Below are 17,075 nucleotides of genomic sequence, written 5' to 3' on the forward strand. Positions count from 1 at the left end.
TTATAGGTAAGCACTTGTTCGCAAGTTTAAACTCTTACCTATAACCACACGGTTTATTAATTTTTAACAACAAAACGGCTCCTGGCTGTTACCAACCAGGAGCCGACTGTGAATTATATCACGCTTTTATTGGCTAATCGTTAGTTTCTTTACATCGCCATTGCGAGTCGTCACTAAGTAGCCTTCAGGCAGTTCAATTGGTGCAACCGCAAAGCCGCTATCATCGACAAGCTGTTGAGCAACAAACTCACCCGATGAACGATCTAACCAGTGCAGGTAACCTTCTGTGTCACCCACGACTACATAACCATTAATAATAGCAGGTGCTGTCAGTAAGCGGTTTTCTAACAATGGAGTGCTCCACAGTTCAGTACCACTACGAGCATCAACCGCAACCACATGGTCTTTGTCGGTAACAACGAACAAACGGCTGCCATCACTTGCTAAATCAATCGCTGACGAGTAGTTACGCTTCCAAATTGGCTTACCAGAACGAAGGTCAATTGCAATCAGCTGACCATTGATACCTACGGTATACAGGGTGCCACCGAGAACAATTGGAGATGCATCAACATCAACCAAGCGATCGATTTCCGTTGCGCCTTTTGGCGTACCTACTGGCTGTTGCCAAATAAGCTGACCACGGTCAACGATAGCCGCAGCTAGACGACCATTTGCTGTACCCCAGAATACACCACCAGAAACCGCAACCGGTGAGCTATCGCCACGGAGTGTTAGGCTTGGCACTTCAGTACTGATGGTCCACTTTTGTTCGCCACTTGCTTGATCTAGCGCGATCAACATACCGCGACTGGTATGAACAATGACCATGTTGCTATCAGTTGCTGGGGATGCAAGCACCTCGCCATTCACTGATACACGCCACAGCTCTTCACCGGTCGATTCTTCCAGTGCGATCACTTCGCCATTTTCAGAACCAACAAATACTTTACCGTAAGCCGCCGTTAAGCCACCCGATAAACGAGCCAGTACGTCTTTCTCAAGATCGACTTTCCACAGCTCTTTACCTGTATCAGGATCAAGCGCTTTAACCATACCTTCACGGCTTGCAACAAACACTTTGTCGTAAGCCAATTCTGGCGTTAGTTTTGAAAAGTAGTGACCAACACCATCACCAACCGACGTAGACCATTCCTGACTAGGAGTGAACTCGCTGTTTACCGTTGGTACTGGAGCCATGATTACGGTGTCTTCTTCACCCGCACAGCCAGCTAGTAGGCCAAGAGCAATCGCACACAACGCCGCTTTTGGAAACATCTTCTTCATTCAAAGCGCCTTATTTAGCTAGGTCGTCAAGTTTGATTTGAAGCGTTTGGCTAGCATCAACAGCTTGCTGTGCTTCTGTGTAAGCACTGTATGCTGCGTCAGTGTCGCCTTTACGAAGTGAGATATCACCACGCAGTTCAGCAACACGGCCTTTCCAAGATTCATCAGTCATAGCAGCAAGATCAGTCAATGCTGCGTCAAATTCACCTTGCTCAGCTTTAATGCGTGCAACACGGTAAGTAAGTAGTGGCGCAAGTGCCGCATCCTTAGTTGCCGATTTTGCCCACTCTAGCTGTTCAAGTGCTGCTGCTAGCTCACCCGCTTGCACTTGTACTTTTGCTAATTGCATAGCTGCAAGTACTGAGTACTCAGCGTCTTTGTTTGCGTCGATGAAAGCTTGAATATCAGATTGAGCATCAACGCCCTTAGCATCAAGAGCTGAAATTACAGAGGTGTAGCTTTCTGAAGCAGCTTCACGCGCTTCAACGACTGAATCTTGGTAATAGCGCCAGCCAAATAGACCACCTAAACCAATAACCGCACCAAAGATTACGGCTTTACCGTTCTCTTTCCACCAATCTTTAATGGCTTCAACTTGTTGCTCTTCGCTATCGTAAAGTTCCACTTCCTGTCCTCTTTAATTCTTTAAACGCCAGCATAGTGCTGACGTTAGTATTCATTATGAGCGTTTGCTCAATGGCTAATTAGATTAGCGCAGCAACTTTCTCTGCAACTTCCGTTTGAGACACGGTTTCTTGCTCGCCGCCAACCAGATCTTTTAGCACAACTGTATTGTCAGCAACTTCGTTCTCACCAAGTACCAACGCCACAACAGCACCTACTTTGTCAGCACGTTTGAATTGCTTCTTGAAGTTACCACCACCGAAGTGGTTCATTACACGTACGCCTTCAACGGTGTCGCGTAATTGATTCGCTAACTGCATACCCGCGATCATAGTACCTTCGCCAGCAGCAACTACGTATACATCAACGCTACGGCGAACTTCTGTAAGCTCTAGCGTTTCCATCATCAGAACCAGACGCTCTAGACCCATTGCGAAGCCAACTGCATTGGTTGCTTTGCCGCCTAGTTGCTCAACAAGACCATCGTAACGGCCGCCGCCACATACTGTACCTTGAGCACCAAGACTATCAGTGATCCACTCAAATACGGTGCGGTTGTAGTAATCTAGGCCACGAACTAGACGCTCATTAACTTGGTATTCGATACCAACAGCGTCAAGAAGTTCACATAAACCAGCAAAATGTTGCTTCGATTCTTCACCTAGATATTCAGATAGTCGAGGTGCGTCACCTAAGATAGCTTGAACATCAGGGTTCTTAGTATCAAGTACACGTAGAGGATTAGTGTGCATGCGACGTTTACAGTCTTCATCTAGCACATCAATGTGTTGCTCAAGGAAAGCCACTAACGCAGTGCGGTAGCTTACGCGATCTTCTTGAGAACCGATTGAGTTTAGCTCTAGGCGAACGTGCTTATCGATACCTAGCTCACGCCATAGACGTGCTGTCATCATGATAAGTTCTGCGTCAACGTCTGGACCGTCTAGGCCAAACACCTCAACACCACATTGGTGGAATTGACGGTAACGACCTTTTTGAGGACGCTCGTGACGGAACATCGGGCCCATGTACCATAGGCGCTGTTCATCACGGTTGATAAGGCTGTTTTGAATACATGAACGTACACAACCAGCTGTGCCTTCTGGACGCAGCGTTAGGCTGTCGCCATTACGGTCATCAAAGGTGTACATCTCTTTAGAAACAACGTCAGTTTCTTCACCAACTGCACGGCTAAATAGGTTTGTTTCTTCAACGATAGGCATACGTACTTCGTTGTAACCGTATGCGCTCACCACGTTTTTAACTGCGCTTTCTACTTTCTGCCACAGTGGTGATTGAGTTGGAAGGCAGTCGTTCATGCCTCGAATTGCTTGGATATTTTTAGCCACAGTATTTATTCCGTAATTTCTCACGACCAGGTGTTAGTGCGAATAGACAATCACACCCCATCGCGTTGTATTAATCTTCTAAGTTTTCTACATCAATGCGATTTGCTGGATCAAGCACTGATGCTTTTGCACGAATCTTAGCTTCAAGTTTGTCGACAAGGTCATCGTTGTCGAATCGCTCTTTCTGACGCTTACCGTCTTCGTAGAAAGCACTCTTGCGTGCACTACCTGCAAGACCTAAATGAGACACTTCAGCTTCACCTGGGCCATTAACCACACAACCTATGATCGACACGTCCATTGGAGTAATCACGTCTTCTAGGCGTTCTTCAAGGGCATTAACGGTGTTAATAACATCGAACTCTTGACGAGAACAGCTCGGGCACGCAATGAAGTTGATGCCACGAGAACGAATGCGCAAAGATTTAAGAATATCAAAGCCAACTTTGATCTCTTCAACAGGATCAGCCGCTAGCGAGATACGCAGCGTATCGCCGATACCTTCAGAAAGAAGCATACCTAAACCTACCGCTGACTTCACAGAGCCAGCACGCGCACCACCCGCTTCGGTAATGCCAAGATGAAGAGGCTGATCAATCTGCTTAGCCAGCAAACGGTAAGAACCGACTGCAAGGAATACATCAGAGGCCTTAACGCTGACTTTGAATTGATCAAAGTTCAGACGGTCTAGGATATCTACGTGACGCATTGCTGATTCAACAAGCGCTTCTGCTGTAGGCTCTGTGTACTTCTCTTGGATCTCTTTCTCAAGAGAACCACCGTTAACACCAATACGAATCGGAATATTCATATCACGTGCGCAATCAACAACTGAGCGGATACGGCTTTCGTTACCGATGTTGCCTGGGTTGATACGCAGACAGTCAACGCCGTATTCTGCCACTTTAAGGGCGATACGGTAGTCGAAGTGAATATCAGCAACCAAAGGAACAGAGACCTGCTGTTTGATTAGCTTAAAGGCTTCAGCGGCATCCATAGTCGGTACAGATACGCGAACGATATCAGCGCCAACTTTTTCCAAAGCTCGAATTTGAGCAACGGTCGCGGCTACATCTGTTGTTCTTGTGTTGGTCATGGATTGCACAGCAATTGGTGCACCATCACCGATCGGCACATCACCCACATAAATACGGGTTGATTTGCGACGAATAATAGGAGATTCGTGTTGCATATTAACTCTAAGGTAAGGTTATTCTAGCTACTTTGCCTGAAGTATACCCAGAAAGGTCGACAGGTTCACTTGCAAATGTCATTGATACGCCCTCTGGCGCACCTAGAATCACTTTATATGGCGCAGTTCCTGATAGATTTAATGACTGACCTGCTTTTTTGATGCCAGTCGACAGGGTTTTACCGGTTGCATCTTTTACTTGGATCCAGCAATCAGCAGAGAACTGCATCACTAGCTCGTTAGCCACAACTTCAGGAGTAGCACTTGCTTCTACAGCTTCTGCCTTAGCAGCAACTTCAGTAGCGGGTTCTGTCTCTGTTGCTTGTTGTGCCGTAGTTTCGTCAGCTAGAGTAACTGCATCTGAAGTATCTTCCGTATCGCTTATAGCAACAAGGTCATCTGTACTTTCAGCAACAGCAGCACCTGCTTCGTTTTGTTCAGCTTCAATCACTTCTAAAGAGGTGAATTCAGGGGCAAGTGATTCTTCTACCGCTAGCTCTTCTGAACTTGCAGTATTCGCTAAAGATTGAGATAGGGTGTCTTGCTGTTGGTTCTGCCACCACCACAGTGAAGAGATACCCGCAATTACCGCAAAAATGCTCCAAGTAAGTATCATAATACGGCTGTTGTGCTTCTCGGTTTTGGTCTTACGAGAAAAGCTCAGCATTTCTTGCTCTTGATGCTGAGCATCACCAGCATGATGCAGCGCACTCAATACGACTTTTTCGTCAAGATTGACGTATTTCGCGTATGAACGAATGTAGCCACGCATAAACGTCGCCACTTGATCTGACTCGAATTGGTTTTCTTCAATTTGCTGAATCAGCGTAACGCGAAGTTTTAAGCGATCAGAAATCTGCTTTTGCGTTAAACCAAGAGATTCTCGTTTGTTCTTAAGCAGCGTTCCCGCTTCCAAAGCTGGAGCGATCGGTTCTTGCGTTTGTGTATCTTGTTCTGTGTTCATAGAGAGTGAACTTCTAAAGTATTATCGCAAGTTGAGGAGAGCGTTTTTTTATTGTCGTTTAAGCTCAATCTAACAACCCACGTTATGTGGAATTTTTCCTGCTATCTAAATCATCAACCCTTAAAGGCGAACATCATTCATTTGTTATGGATGACCTTCTCAGGAAGCTAGTTTATCAAGTAGCCAACCTAAATAGACATATTGGCGATCAGTAGCAAGCGAGCACTTAAATTAATTTAAGATTAGTTAATCATAAGCTAATGCCATTACAAGGCAAAAACACTTTAAACAAAATTTACCGTCAGCTCATGGTTTTGTCCAAAATTTGACGAAAAATGTAAGAAAGCGTGGGCAAGAAGTCCAAAAAATCAAAAACTGTCCCCCAGAAAAGCAACAAGCCAGAAGTAAGACTTCTGGCTTGTTTAGGTTCTAATCGCGTTTTATACCGCTTTTACTTCAATCACACCACCGGCAATCAAGTTCGCTTCAGAGGCTGCTTTAAGCATTTTAGTACGCTTGGTTCTGTCAATAACATCACCGACTAATTGGCCACACGCGGCATCAATATCATCACCACGCGTTTTACGAACCGTTACTGTGTAGTTGTATTCCATCAGCGTTTTTTGGAAGCGATCAATTCGAGAGTTGCTTGGCTTCTTATAAGGCGAACCCGGGTAAGGGTTGAATGGAATCAAGTTAATCTTACAAGGCGTCTCTTTCATTAGCTCTGCAAGTTCACGTGCGTGGTCCATATCATCATTCACATGATCCAATAACACGTACTCAACCGTTACTTTACCGCGGTTAGCATTTGAAGAGGCAATGTAACGACGAACAGATGCTAGGAAGTCTTGGATATCCCAACGATCGTTGATCGGCATGATTTGGCTGCGTAGTGCATCGTTTGGCGCATGCAGAGAGATAGCCAATGCTACATCGATGTTGTCTGTCATTTGGTCAAGGCCAGATACAACACCAGAAGTTGATACGGTTACACGACGCTTAGACAGTGCGAAACCTAGATCATCAAGCATGATTTCTAATGATGGCATTAGGTTCTTCATGTTCAATAGAGGCTCGCCCATACCCATCATTACAACGTTAGTAATTGGACGACGACCGGTTTCTTTTTCTAGGCCGATTTCGCGAGATGCACGCCAGATTTGGCCAACAATCTCTGAAACTTTTAGGTTACGGTTAAAGCCTTGTTGAGCTGTAGAACAGAACTTACATTCAAGTGCACAACCAACCTGTGAAGATACACACAGCGTCGCACGGTCACCATCTGGGATGTATACCGTTTCAACGTCTTGGTCGCCAACGCTCATCGCCCATTTGATTGTGCCATCTGAAGAATGTTGAGCTTCAGAAACAACAGGTGCAACAATCTCACAGCGACGTTGCAGTTTCTCACGTAACTTTTTGTTGATGTTGTTCATTTGTTCGAAGTCATCGACACCGAAGTGATAAATCCACTTCATCACTTGCTCTGCTCGAAACGCTTTCTCATTCAGTTCTTCTGTGAAAAATTTACGAAGACCTTTACGATCAAAATCGAGTAGATTGACTTTAGCTGTGGTCATGATGCCTCTCAATGACGGAACAATAATTAAGGGCGCGAATTGTACAGGCTTTACGCAACTTCAACAAGCACTGTAAAACCCTGAGTTTATTAAGACATTCAAACTTAAGCGATTAAAATTTGAACAATTGTGTTTGTCGGCCTGAGATTACCCAATTTAAACAAAATATTCCCGATTACGCTCCTTCGTCGCTTTCAGGAATGACGACTAAATTGATTATCGAGAACGCAAAGTCCACTTACAAAAAAGGCCTCACCGAAGTGAAGCCTTTTGAATCATTTGCTGTGTCGATTATTGAGCTGGACGTGGGCAAATTTCAGATTCAGGGAAGAAGAACTCGATTTCACGAGCTGCAGACTCAGGGCTGTCGCTGCCGTGTACTGAGTTGTAACGCATGCTGATTGCGTAGTCAGCGCGGATAGTGCCGCATGCTGCTTCTTCTGGGTTAGTTTTACCCATTAGTTCACGGTAACGAGCGATTGCGTTTTCGCCTTCAAGTACTTGAACCATGATAGGACCAGAAGTCATGAACTCTTTTAGTGGACCAAAAAATTCTTTGCCTTCATGTTCCGCGTAGAAGCCGCTCGCTTGCTCTTCAGTCAGACGAACCATCTTAGCAGCGATAATTTCAAGACCTGCTTTTTCGATTCGGTGGTAAATTTCACCAACAAGGTTACGCTTAACTGCATCCGGCTTAACAATTGAGAACGTTCTTTCTAGAGCCATAGGGATTCCTTCACTTCATTTTTTTGTTATTAAATACTGAAATTACTGAGATCTTTCAATCTTAGCTTTATGAATGAGCGGCACAAAATACCGCTCACTCTTATTATTATTTTGCTTGGTCAACAAGAAGACGAGCCAGTGTACGAACACCCATACCCGTTGCGCCTGCCGCCCACTTATCACTTGCTGATTTACGGTAGGTACCCGCGCAATCCATGTGAATCCAACCTTTTTTGTAGTCGTCTACAAAGTAAGAAAGGAACGCAGCGGCTGTACTTGCACCCGGCGTGTAATCGCCCGTGCTGATGTTTGAAAGATCAGCAAAGTTTGAAGGCAACATGCCACGGTGGAAATCAGCAAGAGGCAATGGCCATAGGCCTTCTTTCTCTTGGTTTGCCGCCGTTAGCGCTTGATGAGAAAGCTCATCGTCGAAGCTTAATAGTGCGTGGTAGTCGTTACCCAGTGCATTTTTAGCTGCACCAGTTAGCGTTGCACAGTCGATGATAAGCTCAGGGTTTTGTGCACTTGCGTACATCAGGCCATCAGCAAGCACCAAGCGGCCTTCCGCATCGGTGTTCATGATCTCAACTGTCTTACCATTTTTGTAAGTAATGATGTCGCCAAGCTTCAATGCACGGCCAGAGATCATGTTCTCAGCACAACATAGGATAAGCTTGATACGCTTGTTCAGACCACGTTCAATCGCAAGACCCAAACCACCAGTGATGGTAGCTGCGCCGCCCATGTCAGCCTTCATCGCTGTCATGAATTGCCCTGGCTTGATGCTGTAACCGCCTGAGTCAAAGGTAATACCTTTACCCACTAGACAAGCAAACACTGGTGCGTTTTCATCACCGGTTGGGTTGAAGTCCAGTTGCAGCATTGCAGAGGTGCGCTCAGAGCCACGACCTACCGCATAAATGCCTTCCCAACCTTCAGTTAGGAGATCTTTGTCTTTAACGATTTTTGCTTTTACTGTGCCTGCTGGCGCCACTGATTTGATGTATTCAGCTGCCATCGTCGCTAATTGACGAGGAGCCACTTCTTCAGCCGTTTTATTGATAATGTCACGCGTCCAATCAGTAGCACGGATGCGAGCTTCTAGCTCAGCTTGATCGGCTTCTGAAAGTGCATCCCATTCCAATGCATTCTTTTTCTTTGGTCCACGGTAGCCTTGGTAGAAAGCCCAAACGCTTTCTAGATCCCAACCTTCACCACGAAGTGAAACTAATGCGATACCTTGTCCGTCAAGCGTACGACCAGCACGCTGAACCGCGCCTAGATCGTGGCCTTCACCAATGTGAATTGTCGCTCCCGCTTCTGAGAACGATAAAATAGCTCTTGCTCCCCACTGAGGCTGGGCAGCTTCTTGACTTAAAAATACTGACATCTGTGTAGACATGATTTCTCCTTGTCATGAACCACTTTGAGTGTGTGATTCTGATTATTTTTTATTAGCGCACTGATGTTAGCATTATGTAGGAGGAAAATGTCATTTTGATAAAAAAACGGACCATAAGGTCCGCTTTTTTTAGTAAGAATTGTTAACTTGGCTGCGTTTTATATTGGACTGATACCAACCCGCGACCAAATCATCAGATAATAGGATTAATCCATCTCATCCATCCAGCACAAAATAATAGCCTCTAAGATTTTCTCATTCGAGTGGTTAGGCTCGTCGTCGAACTCTTCAAGGTCTAGCACCCATTGATGCAGATCGGTAAAACGTACCGTTTTAGGATCAGTATCAGGGTACAAATCACATAGCTCAATTGCGATATCTCGCGAATCAATCCACTTCAAGCTCATAACACTTCCTTATATTTATCAGCGACGCTCTGTCACCTTTATGATCTATATTCTAGGCCAGTTTTCTTAGTATGTTTGTCTAAGCAATAGCTCTCTCTGTCATCACTGTATTAGCCATGACTGAGAACAGGTTCTTAGTGGTCTTCAGAAGCCAGGTTCAATGTGTACTTTGGAATCTCTACTACAAGATCTTCATTCGCCACTTTTGCTTGGCAACCCAGGCGAGATTCCATCTCTAAGCCCCATGCTTTATCTAGCATGTCGTCTTCTAGGTCATCACTCTCTTCTAAAGAATCAAAACCTTCACGAATCACAACGTGACATGTCGTACATGCACACGATTTTTCACATGCGTGTTCAATACCAATACCGGCCTTCAATGCAACATCAAGAACCGTCTCACCAGTTTTTGCTTCTAAAACAGCGCCTTCTGGACATAGATCTTCGTGAGGTAAAACAATAATCTTTGGCATGTTTATCTATTCTCTAACTATTAAATATTATCGACTGACTGACCTGACAGTGCAGCACGAATTGATTTATCCATACGACGAGAAGCAAAGTCTTGGCTCGCTTTGTCGGTATTCTTAATTTCTAGTTCAATCGCATCGGCATTATCGCCATTGCGCACTTCAATCAGTGCTTCAATCGCTTGAACAAGTTGTTGTTTGCCTTGCTCATCAAGTAACTCATCGCCATCGGCTTGCATTGCAGCAATTAGGCCTTCAATAACGCGATCCGCTTCTACGCGTTGCTCAGCAAGAGCACGCGCTTGCATGTCTTCTTTTGCAAAAGTCATCGAATCTTTCAGCATGCTAGCCACTTCGTTATCGCTTAGACCGTAAGAGGGCTTAACTTGGATTTCAGCTTGAACGCCTGTGCTCTTCTCCATTGCGGTAACCGATAGCAGGCCATCAGCATCCACTTGGTAAGTCACACGAATATGAGCAGCACCTGCAGTCATCGGCGGGATGCCTTTCAAAGCAAATCGAGCCAGTGAACGACAGTCATCAACCATTTCGCGTTCACCTTGTACGGTGTGCACTGTCATAGCAGTTTGACCGTCTTTGAACGTGGTAAATTCTTGTGCGCGAGCCACTGGGATCGTGGTGTTTCGAGGGATGATCTTTTCGACCAAGCCGCCCATGGTTTCGATGCCAAGAGACAGAGGGATAACGTCCAGAAGCAGCATCTCAGAGTCAGGCTTATTACCGACTAAGATATCCGCTTGAATCGATGCGCCAATTGCAACCACTTCATCAGGGTTAATGCTGGTTAGTGGCGTACGACCAAAGAAGTCACCGACCATTTCACGTACAAGTAATGTGCGAGTTGAACCGCCGACCATCACGACTTCTAGAACTTCATCTGCATCAACTTCCGCATCTTTTAGTGCACGACGGCATGAAAGCAGTGTTTTCTTAACGAGCGGTTTGATGATCTCTTCAAACTCTTCACGAGTTAATGAACCAGACCAACCTAGTACTTCAACCTCAACGCTTTCAGCTTCAGATAAGCCAATCTTAGCTTCTGTTGCGGCGTCTAGAAGAATACGGTTCTGCTCTGCAGTTAGCTCCGATAAGCCCATTTGCTCTTGGAAATGATCCGCAACTAAATGGTCAAAGTCGTCGCCGCCTAATGCAGAGTCACCGCCCGTAGCTAGAACTTCGAAGACACCTTTAGATAGGCGTAGGATAGAGATATCAAACGTACCACCACCTAAGTCATAAACAGCAATTACCCCTTCTTTACCTGAATCCAAACCGTAAGCAATCGCAGCGGCAGTCGGCTCATTAAGAAGACGTAACACGTGAAGACCAGCAAGTTGCGCCGCGTCTTTCGTACCCGCACGCTGTGCATCATCAAAGTAAGCAGGAACGGTAATAACAGCACCAGATAACTCGCCACCAAGTGTTGACTCAGCACGTTGACCTAGCGCTCGCAGAATGTCTGCAGATACTTGAATTGGGTTTTTGTTACCTTGCTCTGTGCGAATCACAGGCAAACCATTATCACTTTCTTCAAATTGATATGGCAGAGATGGGTATCGCTGTTGAATATCTGACAGTGAGCGACCGATTAGTCGCTTAACTGAGATAATGGTATTTTTAGGATCAGTCTGTGCATTTGCACGAGCTTCATCACCAGTCGTGTATGACTCTGACGTATAGTGAACAACGGAAGGAAGAATACTGCGACCCTGTTGATCAATCAGTGTGCTCGCCTCACCACTGCGCACTGCCGCAACCAATGAGTTTGTTGTACCTAAATCAATACCCACAGCAAGCTTGTGCTGGTGAGGAGCGGCGCTTTGCCCTGGTTCTGCAATCTGAAGTAGTGCCATGGATGTGTCCTTGTTATACGAACTAGCCGATCAGACGATCTTCAACTAACTCGATTTCATTCTTTAATTTTGCAATAAACTTAAGCTTTCTTACTCGGTCTGCAGCTTCTAGCCAAGCCTCACTGTCGAGTTCTTGTTGGATAGCGCTTAATTGTTGTTTATACATTTTGCTAACCTTTCCTTCAAATGCAAACAAAGCATCTTCAGGTTCAGAACTGTCGGCGATATCTTCAAGCTCTTCACGCAATTCCATTTGCTCCATTAGGAACATAGGATCTTGCAGGGTCTGCTGTTCACCACGAATATCCTCACCATGTTGCACTAACAGGTATTCAGCTCGGCTGATTGGATTCTTCAATACCTGATACGCATCATTGATTTGCGCAGCTTTTTGCACGGCTAGCAGGCGATCACGCTCAGAAGCAGTGGCAAATTTATCAGGGTGGAATTGGCGTTGCAGATCTCTAAACTGAGAAGAAAGAAGGCTACCATCCAGTTGAAACTGAAGTGGTAGCCCAAATAATTCGAAATGATTCATGTAACGGTGGTCCTAAGTTTAGGCTCTTCAATCAGAGCCTAATTTTATTCTTCGCTCACTATAAACGCTTAACGATTGAAGCGTTTATACGTTGAAGCTCTCACCACAACCACATTCGCCTTTCGCGTTAGGGTTGTTGAATTCAAAACCTTCGTTTAGGCCTTCTTTTACGTAATCAAGCTCAGTTCCGTCTAGGTAAACTAGGCTCTTTGGATCAATAATGACCTTAACACCTGAATGCTCGAACACTTCGTCTTCTTCGTTAAGCTCGTCAACGAATTCTAGTACATACGCCATACCCGAACAGCCAGTCGTTTTTACCGCTAAGCGTAACCCGATACCTTTACCTCGGTTATCTAGGAAAGCTTGAACTCGGCTTGCTGCCGTATCTGTCATGGTGATGGCCATACTACAACCTTGTGTTTTATATAAATTGAGAACTCAGGGGGAGCACAAAGGGTGCTCCCAAATATTGCTTATTTTTTGTGATTACTTAATGAGACGATTAACGCTTCTTTTTGTAATCCGCAACAGCTGCTTTGATTGCATCTTCAGCAAGAATTGAACAGTGAACTTTCACTGGTGGCAACTCTAGCTCTTCTGCGATTTCAGAGTTTTTGATAGCTGCCGCTTCATCAATACTTTTGCCTTTAACCCACTCAGTTACTAGTGAGCTAGAAGCGATTGCGCTGCCGCAACCGTAAGTTTTGAATTTTGCATCTTCGATAATGCCTTCTGGCGTTACCTTGATTTGCAGTTTCATTACGTCACCACAAGCTGGTGCGCCAACCATACCGCTACCAACACTTGGGTCTTCTTTATCAAACGAACCTACGTTACGTGGGTTTTCGTAGTGATCAATTACTTTTTCGCTATATGCCATGATAGTTACCTCGAATCCTCTATTTCCGTGAGATTAGTGATGAGCCCACTCAACAGTGTTCAAATCAATCCCTTCTTTATACATATCCCATAGAGGAGACATGTCGCGTAATTTGTTTACCGCTACACGAATTTGTGCAATCGCGTAGTCGATTTCTTCTTCCGTTGTGAAACGGCCGAATGAGAAACGTACTGAGCTGTGTGCCAGTTCATCGTTCAGGCCAAGAGCACGTAGAACGTATGAAGGCTCTAGGCTTGCTGATGTACATGCAGAACCTGATGATACTGCTAGGTCTTTTAGAGACATAAGCAAAGACTCACCTTCAACGAAAGCAAAGCTCACGTTTAGGTTGTGTGGTACACGTTGGTCTAAGTCACCGTTTACCGTTACCGCTTCTAGATCTTGAACACCTTTCAATAGGCGCTCACGAAGTGCTAGTGCGTGATCGTAATCTTTCTGCATGTCTTGCTTAGCAACAGCACAAGCTTCGCCCATACCCACGATTTGGTGAGTAGCAAGCGTACCTGAACGGAAACCACGCTCATGACCGCCGCCGTGCATTTGCGCTTCAAGACGAATACGTGGCTTACGACGAACGTAAAGTGCACCGATACCTTTAGGGCCATACATTTTGTGAGCTGAAAGTGAGATTAGGTCAACTTTCATCTCTTGTACGTCTAGTGGGATTTTACCCGCAGACTGAGCCGCATCAACGTGGAAGATGATCTTACGAGAACGACATAATTCGCCGATTGCAGAGATATCTTGGATTACACCAATCTCGTTGTTAACGTGCATGATAGAAACTAGAACAGTGTCTTCACGCATTGCAGCTTGTAGCTTGTCTAGATCGATGATGCCGTTTGCTTCTGGCTCAAGGTAAGTTACCTCAAAACCTTCACGCTCTAGTTGGCGACATGGATCAAGAACCGCTTTATGTTCTGTTTTGCACGTAATTACGTGCTTACCTTTCTTCTCGTAAAAGTGCGCTGCACCTTTAATAGCAAGGTTGTCTGACTCTGTAGCACCTGAAGTGAAAACAATCTCACGTGGGTCTGCATTTAATAGGTCAGCAATTTGCTCACGAGCATTATCTACTGCTTCTTCTGCCTGCCAGCCGTAACGGTGTGAACGAGATGCAGGGTTACCGAAGTTACCGTCCATCGTCATGCACTGAACCATTTTCTCAGCAACTCGTGGATCGACTGGGCATGTAGCTGAATAGTCAAAGTAAATAGGCAGTTTCATTTTCTACTCCAATGTAAAAACTGACCGCTAAGAGCGGGCATTAACACCGTGAGGTGCTGCACTAATCGTTGTAGTGCTCGTATTTTTATGTGTAAAACCATTATTAACCGCAAGATCGATATCTTGACGATCAGAAATTTCTAAAACTTCGTTATCTTTCATTAGCTCACCGAGCGTAATGTCGTCTAAGAAGCTGCTGATTCGGGAGCTTAAATCACGCCATAGAGTGTGAGTTAAACAACGACTACCACCCTGGCAATCTGCTCGACCGTGACACTTAGTCGCATCCACTGATTCGTCTACTGCTGCAATCACAGTTCCGACAGCGATGTCGCTCGCTTCAGCACCTAAACGGTAACCACCACCAGGGCCGCGAACACTAGCAACTAAGCCAGCTTTACGTAACTTAGAAAAAAGTTGCTCTAAGTAAGATAACGAGATGCCTTGTCGCTCTGAAATGTCAGCCAGAGGAACTGGGCTTTTTTGCGAATGCAGTGCTACATCGAGCATAGCTGTTACCGCATATCTTCCTTTAGATGTAAGTTTCATATCACACCGTATCCACATTGTTTATGTGGTTGGAATCTTCCCATACCCGACTAAATTGGTCAAGTATTTAGTTGACTATTTTAGTCAGGTATTCACCCTTAGTTTTCACGTGGGCTTTATTTATCGTTTTTGCTCTTCTCAATTGAAGTCAAAATGCCACGTAGAGTATTGATCTCTTGCAGCTCTGGACGAGCTCGGCTAAACAGACGACGCAGCTTATTCATCACCTGCCCCGGCTTATCCTTAGAGATAAATTGGGTATCAATGATCACTTTTTCAAGGTGCTCGTAGAACATTTCTAGTTCTTCGTGACGAGGGTACTCATCTTGTGGCTGTGGTTGATATTGGCTAGCGACCATATCAAGGTGGGCGACACGCACTTCGTAGCTCAGAGTCTGTACCGCCATTGCTAGGTTTAGCGAGCTGTATTCAGGGTTAGCTGGGATACATACATGGAAGTGGCACTTCTGAAGCTCATCGTTAGTCAAGCCCGTACGCTCACGGCCGAATACTAATGCTACTGGGTGCTTCTGACCTTCAATTGCAAATTTTTGTCCACACTCACGAGGCTCAAGCATTGGCCATTCAAGTGTGCGTGAACGTGCACTCGAACCAACCACTAAACCACAGTCTTTTACTGCTTCGTCCAGTGTGGAAACGATAGTCGCGTTTTCTGCGATGTCACCAGCACCCGCAGCCAGTGCTAAGGTCTGCTCGTCAACTTCACATTGAGGGTCTACAAGAACTAATTGACTCAAACCCATCACTTTCATTGCGCGAGCTGCTGATCCGATATTTCCCGAATGAGACGTACCAACCAGAACGACTTTTACATTGTCTAACATGCTATATGACACCACTTTAAAAATAATCGCGAGATATTAACACATAGCAAAGTAAAATGGTCAGACCCTTCGCGCAATGTGAAACCAAGAGTTCAAAAAATAACCACTTCCCTTTTGGTAAAACTTTGGTATACTCGCCGCCGCTTTAAATTGTTCTTTAACATCTTGTGGGAAAAACCATATGCATCCAATGCTAAACATTGCGATACGCGCTGCGCGTAAAGCTGGCAACCATATTGCTAAATCTCTAGAAACAACTGATAAGATCGAATCGTCTCTAAAAGGTAACAACGATTACGTTACTAACATTGCTCAAGAAGCTGAGTACATGATCATTGAGACAATCAAAGCATCTTACCCAGAGCACAGCATTATTTCTGAAGAGAAAGGCCTGACTGAAGGTAAAGACTCTGACGTACAATGGATCGTTGACCCACTAGATGGCACCAACAACTTTGTAAAAGGTTTCCCTCACTTCTCTGTATCTATCGCTGTTCGCATGAACGGTCGTACAGAAGTTGCTTGTGTTTATGACCCAATGCTAAACGAGCTATTCACAGCTCAACGTGGCGCTGGCGCTCAACTTAACAACGCTCGTATGCGTGTTACTCAACTAAAAGACCTTCAAGGTACTGTTCTAGCGACTGGTTTCCCATTCAAGCAAAAACAACACTCTGAATCTTTCATGAAGATCATCTCTGGTCTATTCATTGACTGTGCTGATTTCCGTCGTACAGGTTCTCCTGCTCTTGACCTATGTTACCTAGCAGCTGGCCGTGTTGATGGTTACCTAGAACTAGGCCTTAAGCCATGGGATCTAGCAGCTGGTGACCTAATCGCTCGTGAAGCTGGTGCTATCATGACCGACTTCGCTGGCGGTACTGATTACATGACTTCTGGTAATGTTGTTGCTTCAAGCGCACGTGGTGTTAAGTCTATTCTTAAGCACGTTCGTGAGAACGCTAACGAAGGTATGCTGAAATAATTCAGACCTTACGTTAAAGCTCCCTGTTTTAAGGGCGCATAAAAACTCCAAAGCCTCGCTAGATAGCGAGGCTTTTTTGTATCTGCGATTTGAGATACGAAATACGAAATACGAAATACGAAATACGAAATACGAAATACGAAATACGA

Annotated in this window: 18 protein-coding genes; 1 reads left to right on the top strand and 17 read right to left on the bottom strand. The window is 45.1% G+C overall.

All coding sequences use genetic code 11. The features are described from left to right. Window positions 1–126: 126 nt before the first annotated feature. The 17 genes from bamB to trmJ all read right to left on the bottom strand — a co-directional run bounded on the left by bamB (window position 127) and on the right by trmJ (window position 15,941). The gene (bamB, locus tag ACED45_RS13725; RefSeq protein ID WP_048613470.1) at window positions 127–1,287 is read right to left on the bottom strand and encodes an outer membrane protein assembly factor BamB; all 1,161 of its coding nucleotides are present in this window, start codon (window positions 1,285–1,287) and stop codon (window positions 127–129) included. Between the two features lie 10 nt (window positions 1,288–1,297). Further along, complete coding sequence (locus ACED45_RS13730) at window positions 1,298–1,912, bottom strand: YfgM family protein (RefSeq protein ID WP_371714271.1); 615 nt, start codon at window positions 1,910–1,912, stop codon at window positions 1,298–1,300. A 79-nt stretch (window positions 1,913–1,991) separates the two neighbouring features. After that, the gene (gene hisS / locus ACED45_RS13735; protein WP_017062514.1) at window positions 1,992–3,260 is read right to left on the bottom strand and encodes a histidine--tRNA ligase; all 1,269 of its coding nucleotides are present in this window, start codon (window positions 3,258–3,260) and stop codon (window positions 1,992–1,994) included. 70 nt (window positions 3,261–3,330) lie between these two features. Then, on the bottom strand, window positions 3,331–4,452 hold the full coding sequence (gene ispG / locus ACED45_RS13740; RefSeq protein WP_371714272.1) for a flavodoxin-dependent (E)-4-hydroxy-3-methylbut-2-enyl-diphosphate synthase: 1,122 nt from the start codon (window positions 4,450–4,452) through the stop codon (window positions 3,331–3,333). Between the two features lie 7 nt (window positions 4,453–4,459). Beyond that, window positions 4,460–5,416 (bottom strand): cytoskeleton protein RodZ, encoded by a 957-nt coding sequence (gene rodZ / locus ACED45_RS13745; protein ID WP_371714273.1) that lies wholly within the window; start codon window positions 5,414–5,416, stop codon window positions 4,460–4,462. 440 nt (window positions 5,417–5,856) lie between these two features. After that, window positions 5,857–6,999, bottom strand: coding sequence for a bifunctional tRNA (adenosine(37)-C2)-methyltransferase TrmG/ribosomal RNA large subunit methyltransferase RlmN (locus ACED45_RS13750; RefSeq protein ID WP_017062516.1), 1,143 nt, complete (start codon window positions 6,997–6,999; stop codon window positions 5,857–5,859). A 291-nt stretch (window positions 7,000–7,290) separates the two neighbouring features. Next, window positions 7,291–7,725 (bottom strand): nucleoside-diphosphate kinase, encoded by a 435-nt coding sequence (ndk, locus tag ACED45_RS13755; RefSeq protein ID WP_008222758.1) that lies wholly within the window; start codon window positions 7,723–7,725, stop codon window positions 7,291–7,293. Window positions 7,726–7,831: 106 nt separating this feature from the next. Then, window positions 7,832–9,127, bottom strand: a complete 1,296-nt coding sequence (pepB, locus tag ACED45_RS13760; protein ID WP_371714274.1) for an aminopeptidase PepB — start codon at window positions 9,125–9,127, stop codon at window positions 7,832–7,834. A 206-nt stretch (window positions 9,128–9,333) separates the two neighbouring features. Continuing rightward, window positions 9,334–9,534: a Fe-S cluster assembly protein IscX gene (gene iscX / locus ACED45_RS13765; protein ID WP_004740335.1), complete on the bottom strand. Its 201-nt coding sequence runs from the start codon at window positions 9,532–9,534 to the stop codon at window positions 9,334–9,336. 134 nt (window positions 9,535–9,668) lie between these two features. Continuing rightward, the gene (gene fdx, locus ACED45_RS13770) at window positions 9,669–10,007 is read right to left on the bottom strand and encodes an ISC system 2Fe-2S type ferredoxin (RefSeq protein ID WP_017629863.1); all 339 of its coding nucleotides are present in this window, start codon (window positions 10,005–10,007) and stop codon (window positions 9,669–9,671) included. A 20-nt stretch (window positions 10,008–10,027) separates the two neighbouring features. Continuing rightward, window positions 10,028–11,878, bottom strand: a complete 1,851-nt coding sequence (gene hscA, locus ACED45_RS13775; protein ID WP_048658837.1) for a Fe-S protein assembly chaperone HscA — start codon at window positions 11,876–11,878, stop codon at window positions 10,028–10,030. A gap of 22 nt (window positions 11,879–11,900) precedes the next feature. Continuing rightward, window positions 11,901–12,416 (bottom strand): co-chaperone HscB, encoded by a 516-nt coding sequence (gene hscB, locus ACED45_RS13780; RefSeq protein WP_019822106.1) that lies wholly within the window; start codon window positions 12,414–12,416, stop codon window positions 11,901–11,903. Between the two features lie 84 nt (window positions 12,417–12,500). Then, window positions 12,501–12,824: an iron-sulfur cluster assembly protein IscA gene (gene iscA / locus ACED45_RS13785; RefSeq protein ID WP_010440519.1), complete on the bottom strand. Its 324-nt coding sequence runs from the start codon at window positions 12,822–12,824 to the stop codon at window positions 12,501–12,503. Window positions 12,825–12,921: 97 nt separating this feature from the next. Beyond that, window positions 12,922–13,299 carry a Fe-S cluster assembly scaffold IscU gene (gene iscU, locus ACED45_RS13790; protein ID WP_004740340.1) on the bottom strand — a complete coding sequence of 126 codons (378 nt, stop codon included), beginning with the start codon at window positions 13,297–13,299 and terminating at the stop codon, window positions 12,922–12,924. Between the two features lie 33 nt (window positions 13,300–13,332). Beyond that, the gene (locus ACED45_RS13795) at window positions 13,333–14,547 is read right to left on the bottom strand and encodes an IscS subfamily cysteine desulfurase (protein ID WP_017629866.1); all 1,215 of its coding nucleotides are present in this window, start codon (window positions 14,545–14,547) and stop codon (window positions 13,333–13,335) included. A gap of 27 nt (window positions 14,548–14,574) precedes the next feature. Further along, entirely contained in the window at window positions 14,575–15,096 is a 522-nt protein-coding gene (gene iscR / locus ACED45_RS13800) for a Fe-S cluster assembly transcriptional regulator IscR (protein ID WP_371714275.1), read from the bottom strand. A gap of 116 nt (window positions 15,097–15,212) precedes the next feature. Beyond that, a complete protein-coding gene (gene trmJ / locus ACED45_RS13805) occupies window positions 15,213–15,941 on the bottom strand; it encodes a tRNA (cytosine(32)/uridine(32)-2'-O)-methyltransferase TrmJ (protein WP_048658839.1) in 729 nt (242 codons plus the stop codon). Between the two features lie 181 nt (window positions 15,942–16,122). On the opposite strand from trmJ, the gene suhB reads away from it, so the two are divergent. After that, window positions 16,123–16,926 carry an inositol-1-monophosphatase gene (gene suhB, locus ACED45_RS13810; RefSeq protein ID WP_017062836.1) on the top strand — a complete coding sequence of 268 codons (804 nt, stop codon included), beginning with the start codon at window positions 16,123–16,125 and terminating at the stop codon, window positions 16,924–16,926. Window positions 16,927–17,075 lie beyond the last annotated feature (149 nt).

The organism is Vibrio crassostreae (assembly GCF_041439375.1).
Classification (GTDB): Bacteria; Pseudomonadota; Gammaproteobacteria; order Enterobacterales; family Vibrionaceae; genus Vibrio; species Vibrio crassostreae_D.

What these genes read in the sequence shown, in the direction of transcription:
- fdx (WP_017629863.1), bottom strand. Translation starts at nt 10,007, where the DNA reads ATGCCAAAGATTATTGTTTTACCTCACGAAGATCTATGTCCAGAAGGC.
- ACED45_RS13750 (WP_017062516.1), bottom strand. Translation starts at nt 6,999, where the DNA reads ATGACCACAGCTAAAGTCAATCTACTCGATTTTGATCGTAAAGGTCTT.
- suhB (WP_017062836.1), top strand. Translation starts at nt 16,123, where the DNA reads ATGCATCCAATGCTAAACATTGCGATACGCGCTGCGCGTAAAGCTGGC.
- hscB (WP_019822106.1), bottom strand. Translation starts at nt 12,416, where the DNA reads ATGAATCATTTCGAATTATTTGGGCTACCACTTCAGTTTCAACTGGAT.
- pepB (WP_371714274.1), bottom strand. Translation starts at nt 9,127, where the DNA reads ATGTCTACACAGATGTCAGTATTTTTAAGTCAAGAAGCTGCCCAGCCT.
- ndk (WP_008222758.1), bottom strand. Translation starts at nt 7,725, where the DNA reads ATGGCTCTAGAAAGAACGTTCTCAATTGTTAAGCCGGATGCAGTTAAG.
- bamB (WP_048613470.1), bottom strand. Translation starts at nt 1,287, where the DNA reads ATGAAGAAGATGTTTCCAAAAGCGGCGTTGTGTGCGATTGCTCTTGGC.
- iscR (WP_371714275.1), bottom strand. Translation starts at nt 15,096, where the DNA reads ATGAAACTTACATCTAAAGGAAGATATGCGGTAACAGCTATGCTCGAT.
- rodZ (WP_371714273.1), bottom strand. Translation starts at nt 5,416, where the DNA reads ATGAACACAGAACAAGATACACAAACGCAAGAACCGATCGCTCCAGCT.
- iscX (WP_004740335.1), bottom strand. Translation starts at nt 9,534, where the DNA reads ATGAGCTTGAAGTGGATTGATTCGCGAGATATCGCAATTGAGCTATGT.
- hscA (WP_048658837.1), bottom strand. Translation starts at nt 11,878, where the DNA reads ATGGCACTACTTCAGATTGCAGAACCAGGGCAAAGCGCCGCTCCTCAC.
- trmJ (WP_048658839.1), bottom strand. Translation starts at nt 15,941, where the DNA reads ATGTTAGACAATGTAAAAGTCGTTCTGGTTGGTACGTCTCATTCGGGA.
- iscA (WP_010440519.1), bottom strand. Translation starts at nt 12,824, where the DNA reads ATGGCCATCACCATGACAGATACGGCAGCAAGCCGAGTTCAAGCTTTC.
- ispG (WP_371714272.1), bottom strand. Translation starts at nt 4,452, where the DNA reads ATGCAACACGAATCTCCTATTATTCGTCGCAAATCAACCCGTATTTAT.
- ACED45_RS13795 (WP_017629866.1), bottom strand. Translation starts at nt 14,547, where the DNA reads ATGAAACTGCCTATTTACTTTGACTATTCAGCTACATGCCCAGTCGAT.
- iscU (WP_004740340.1), bottom strand. Translation starts at nt 13,299, where the DNA reads ATGGCATATAGCGAAAAAGTAATTGATCACTACGAAAACCCACGTAAC.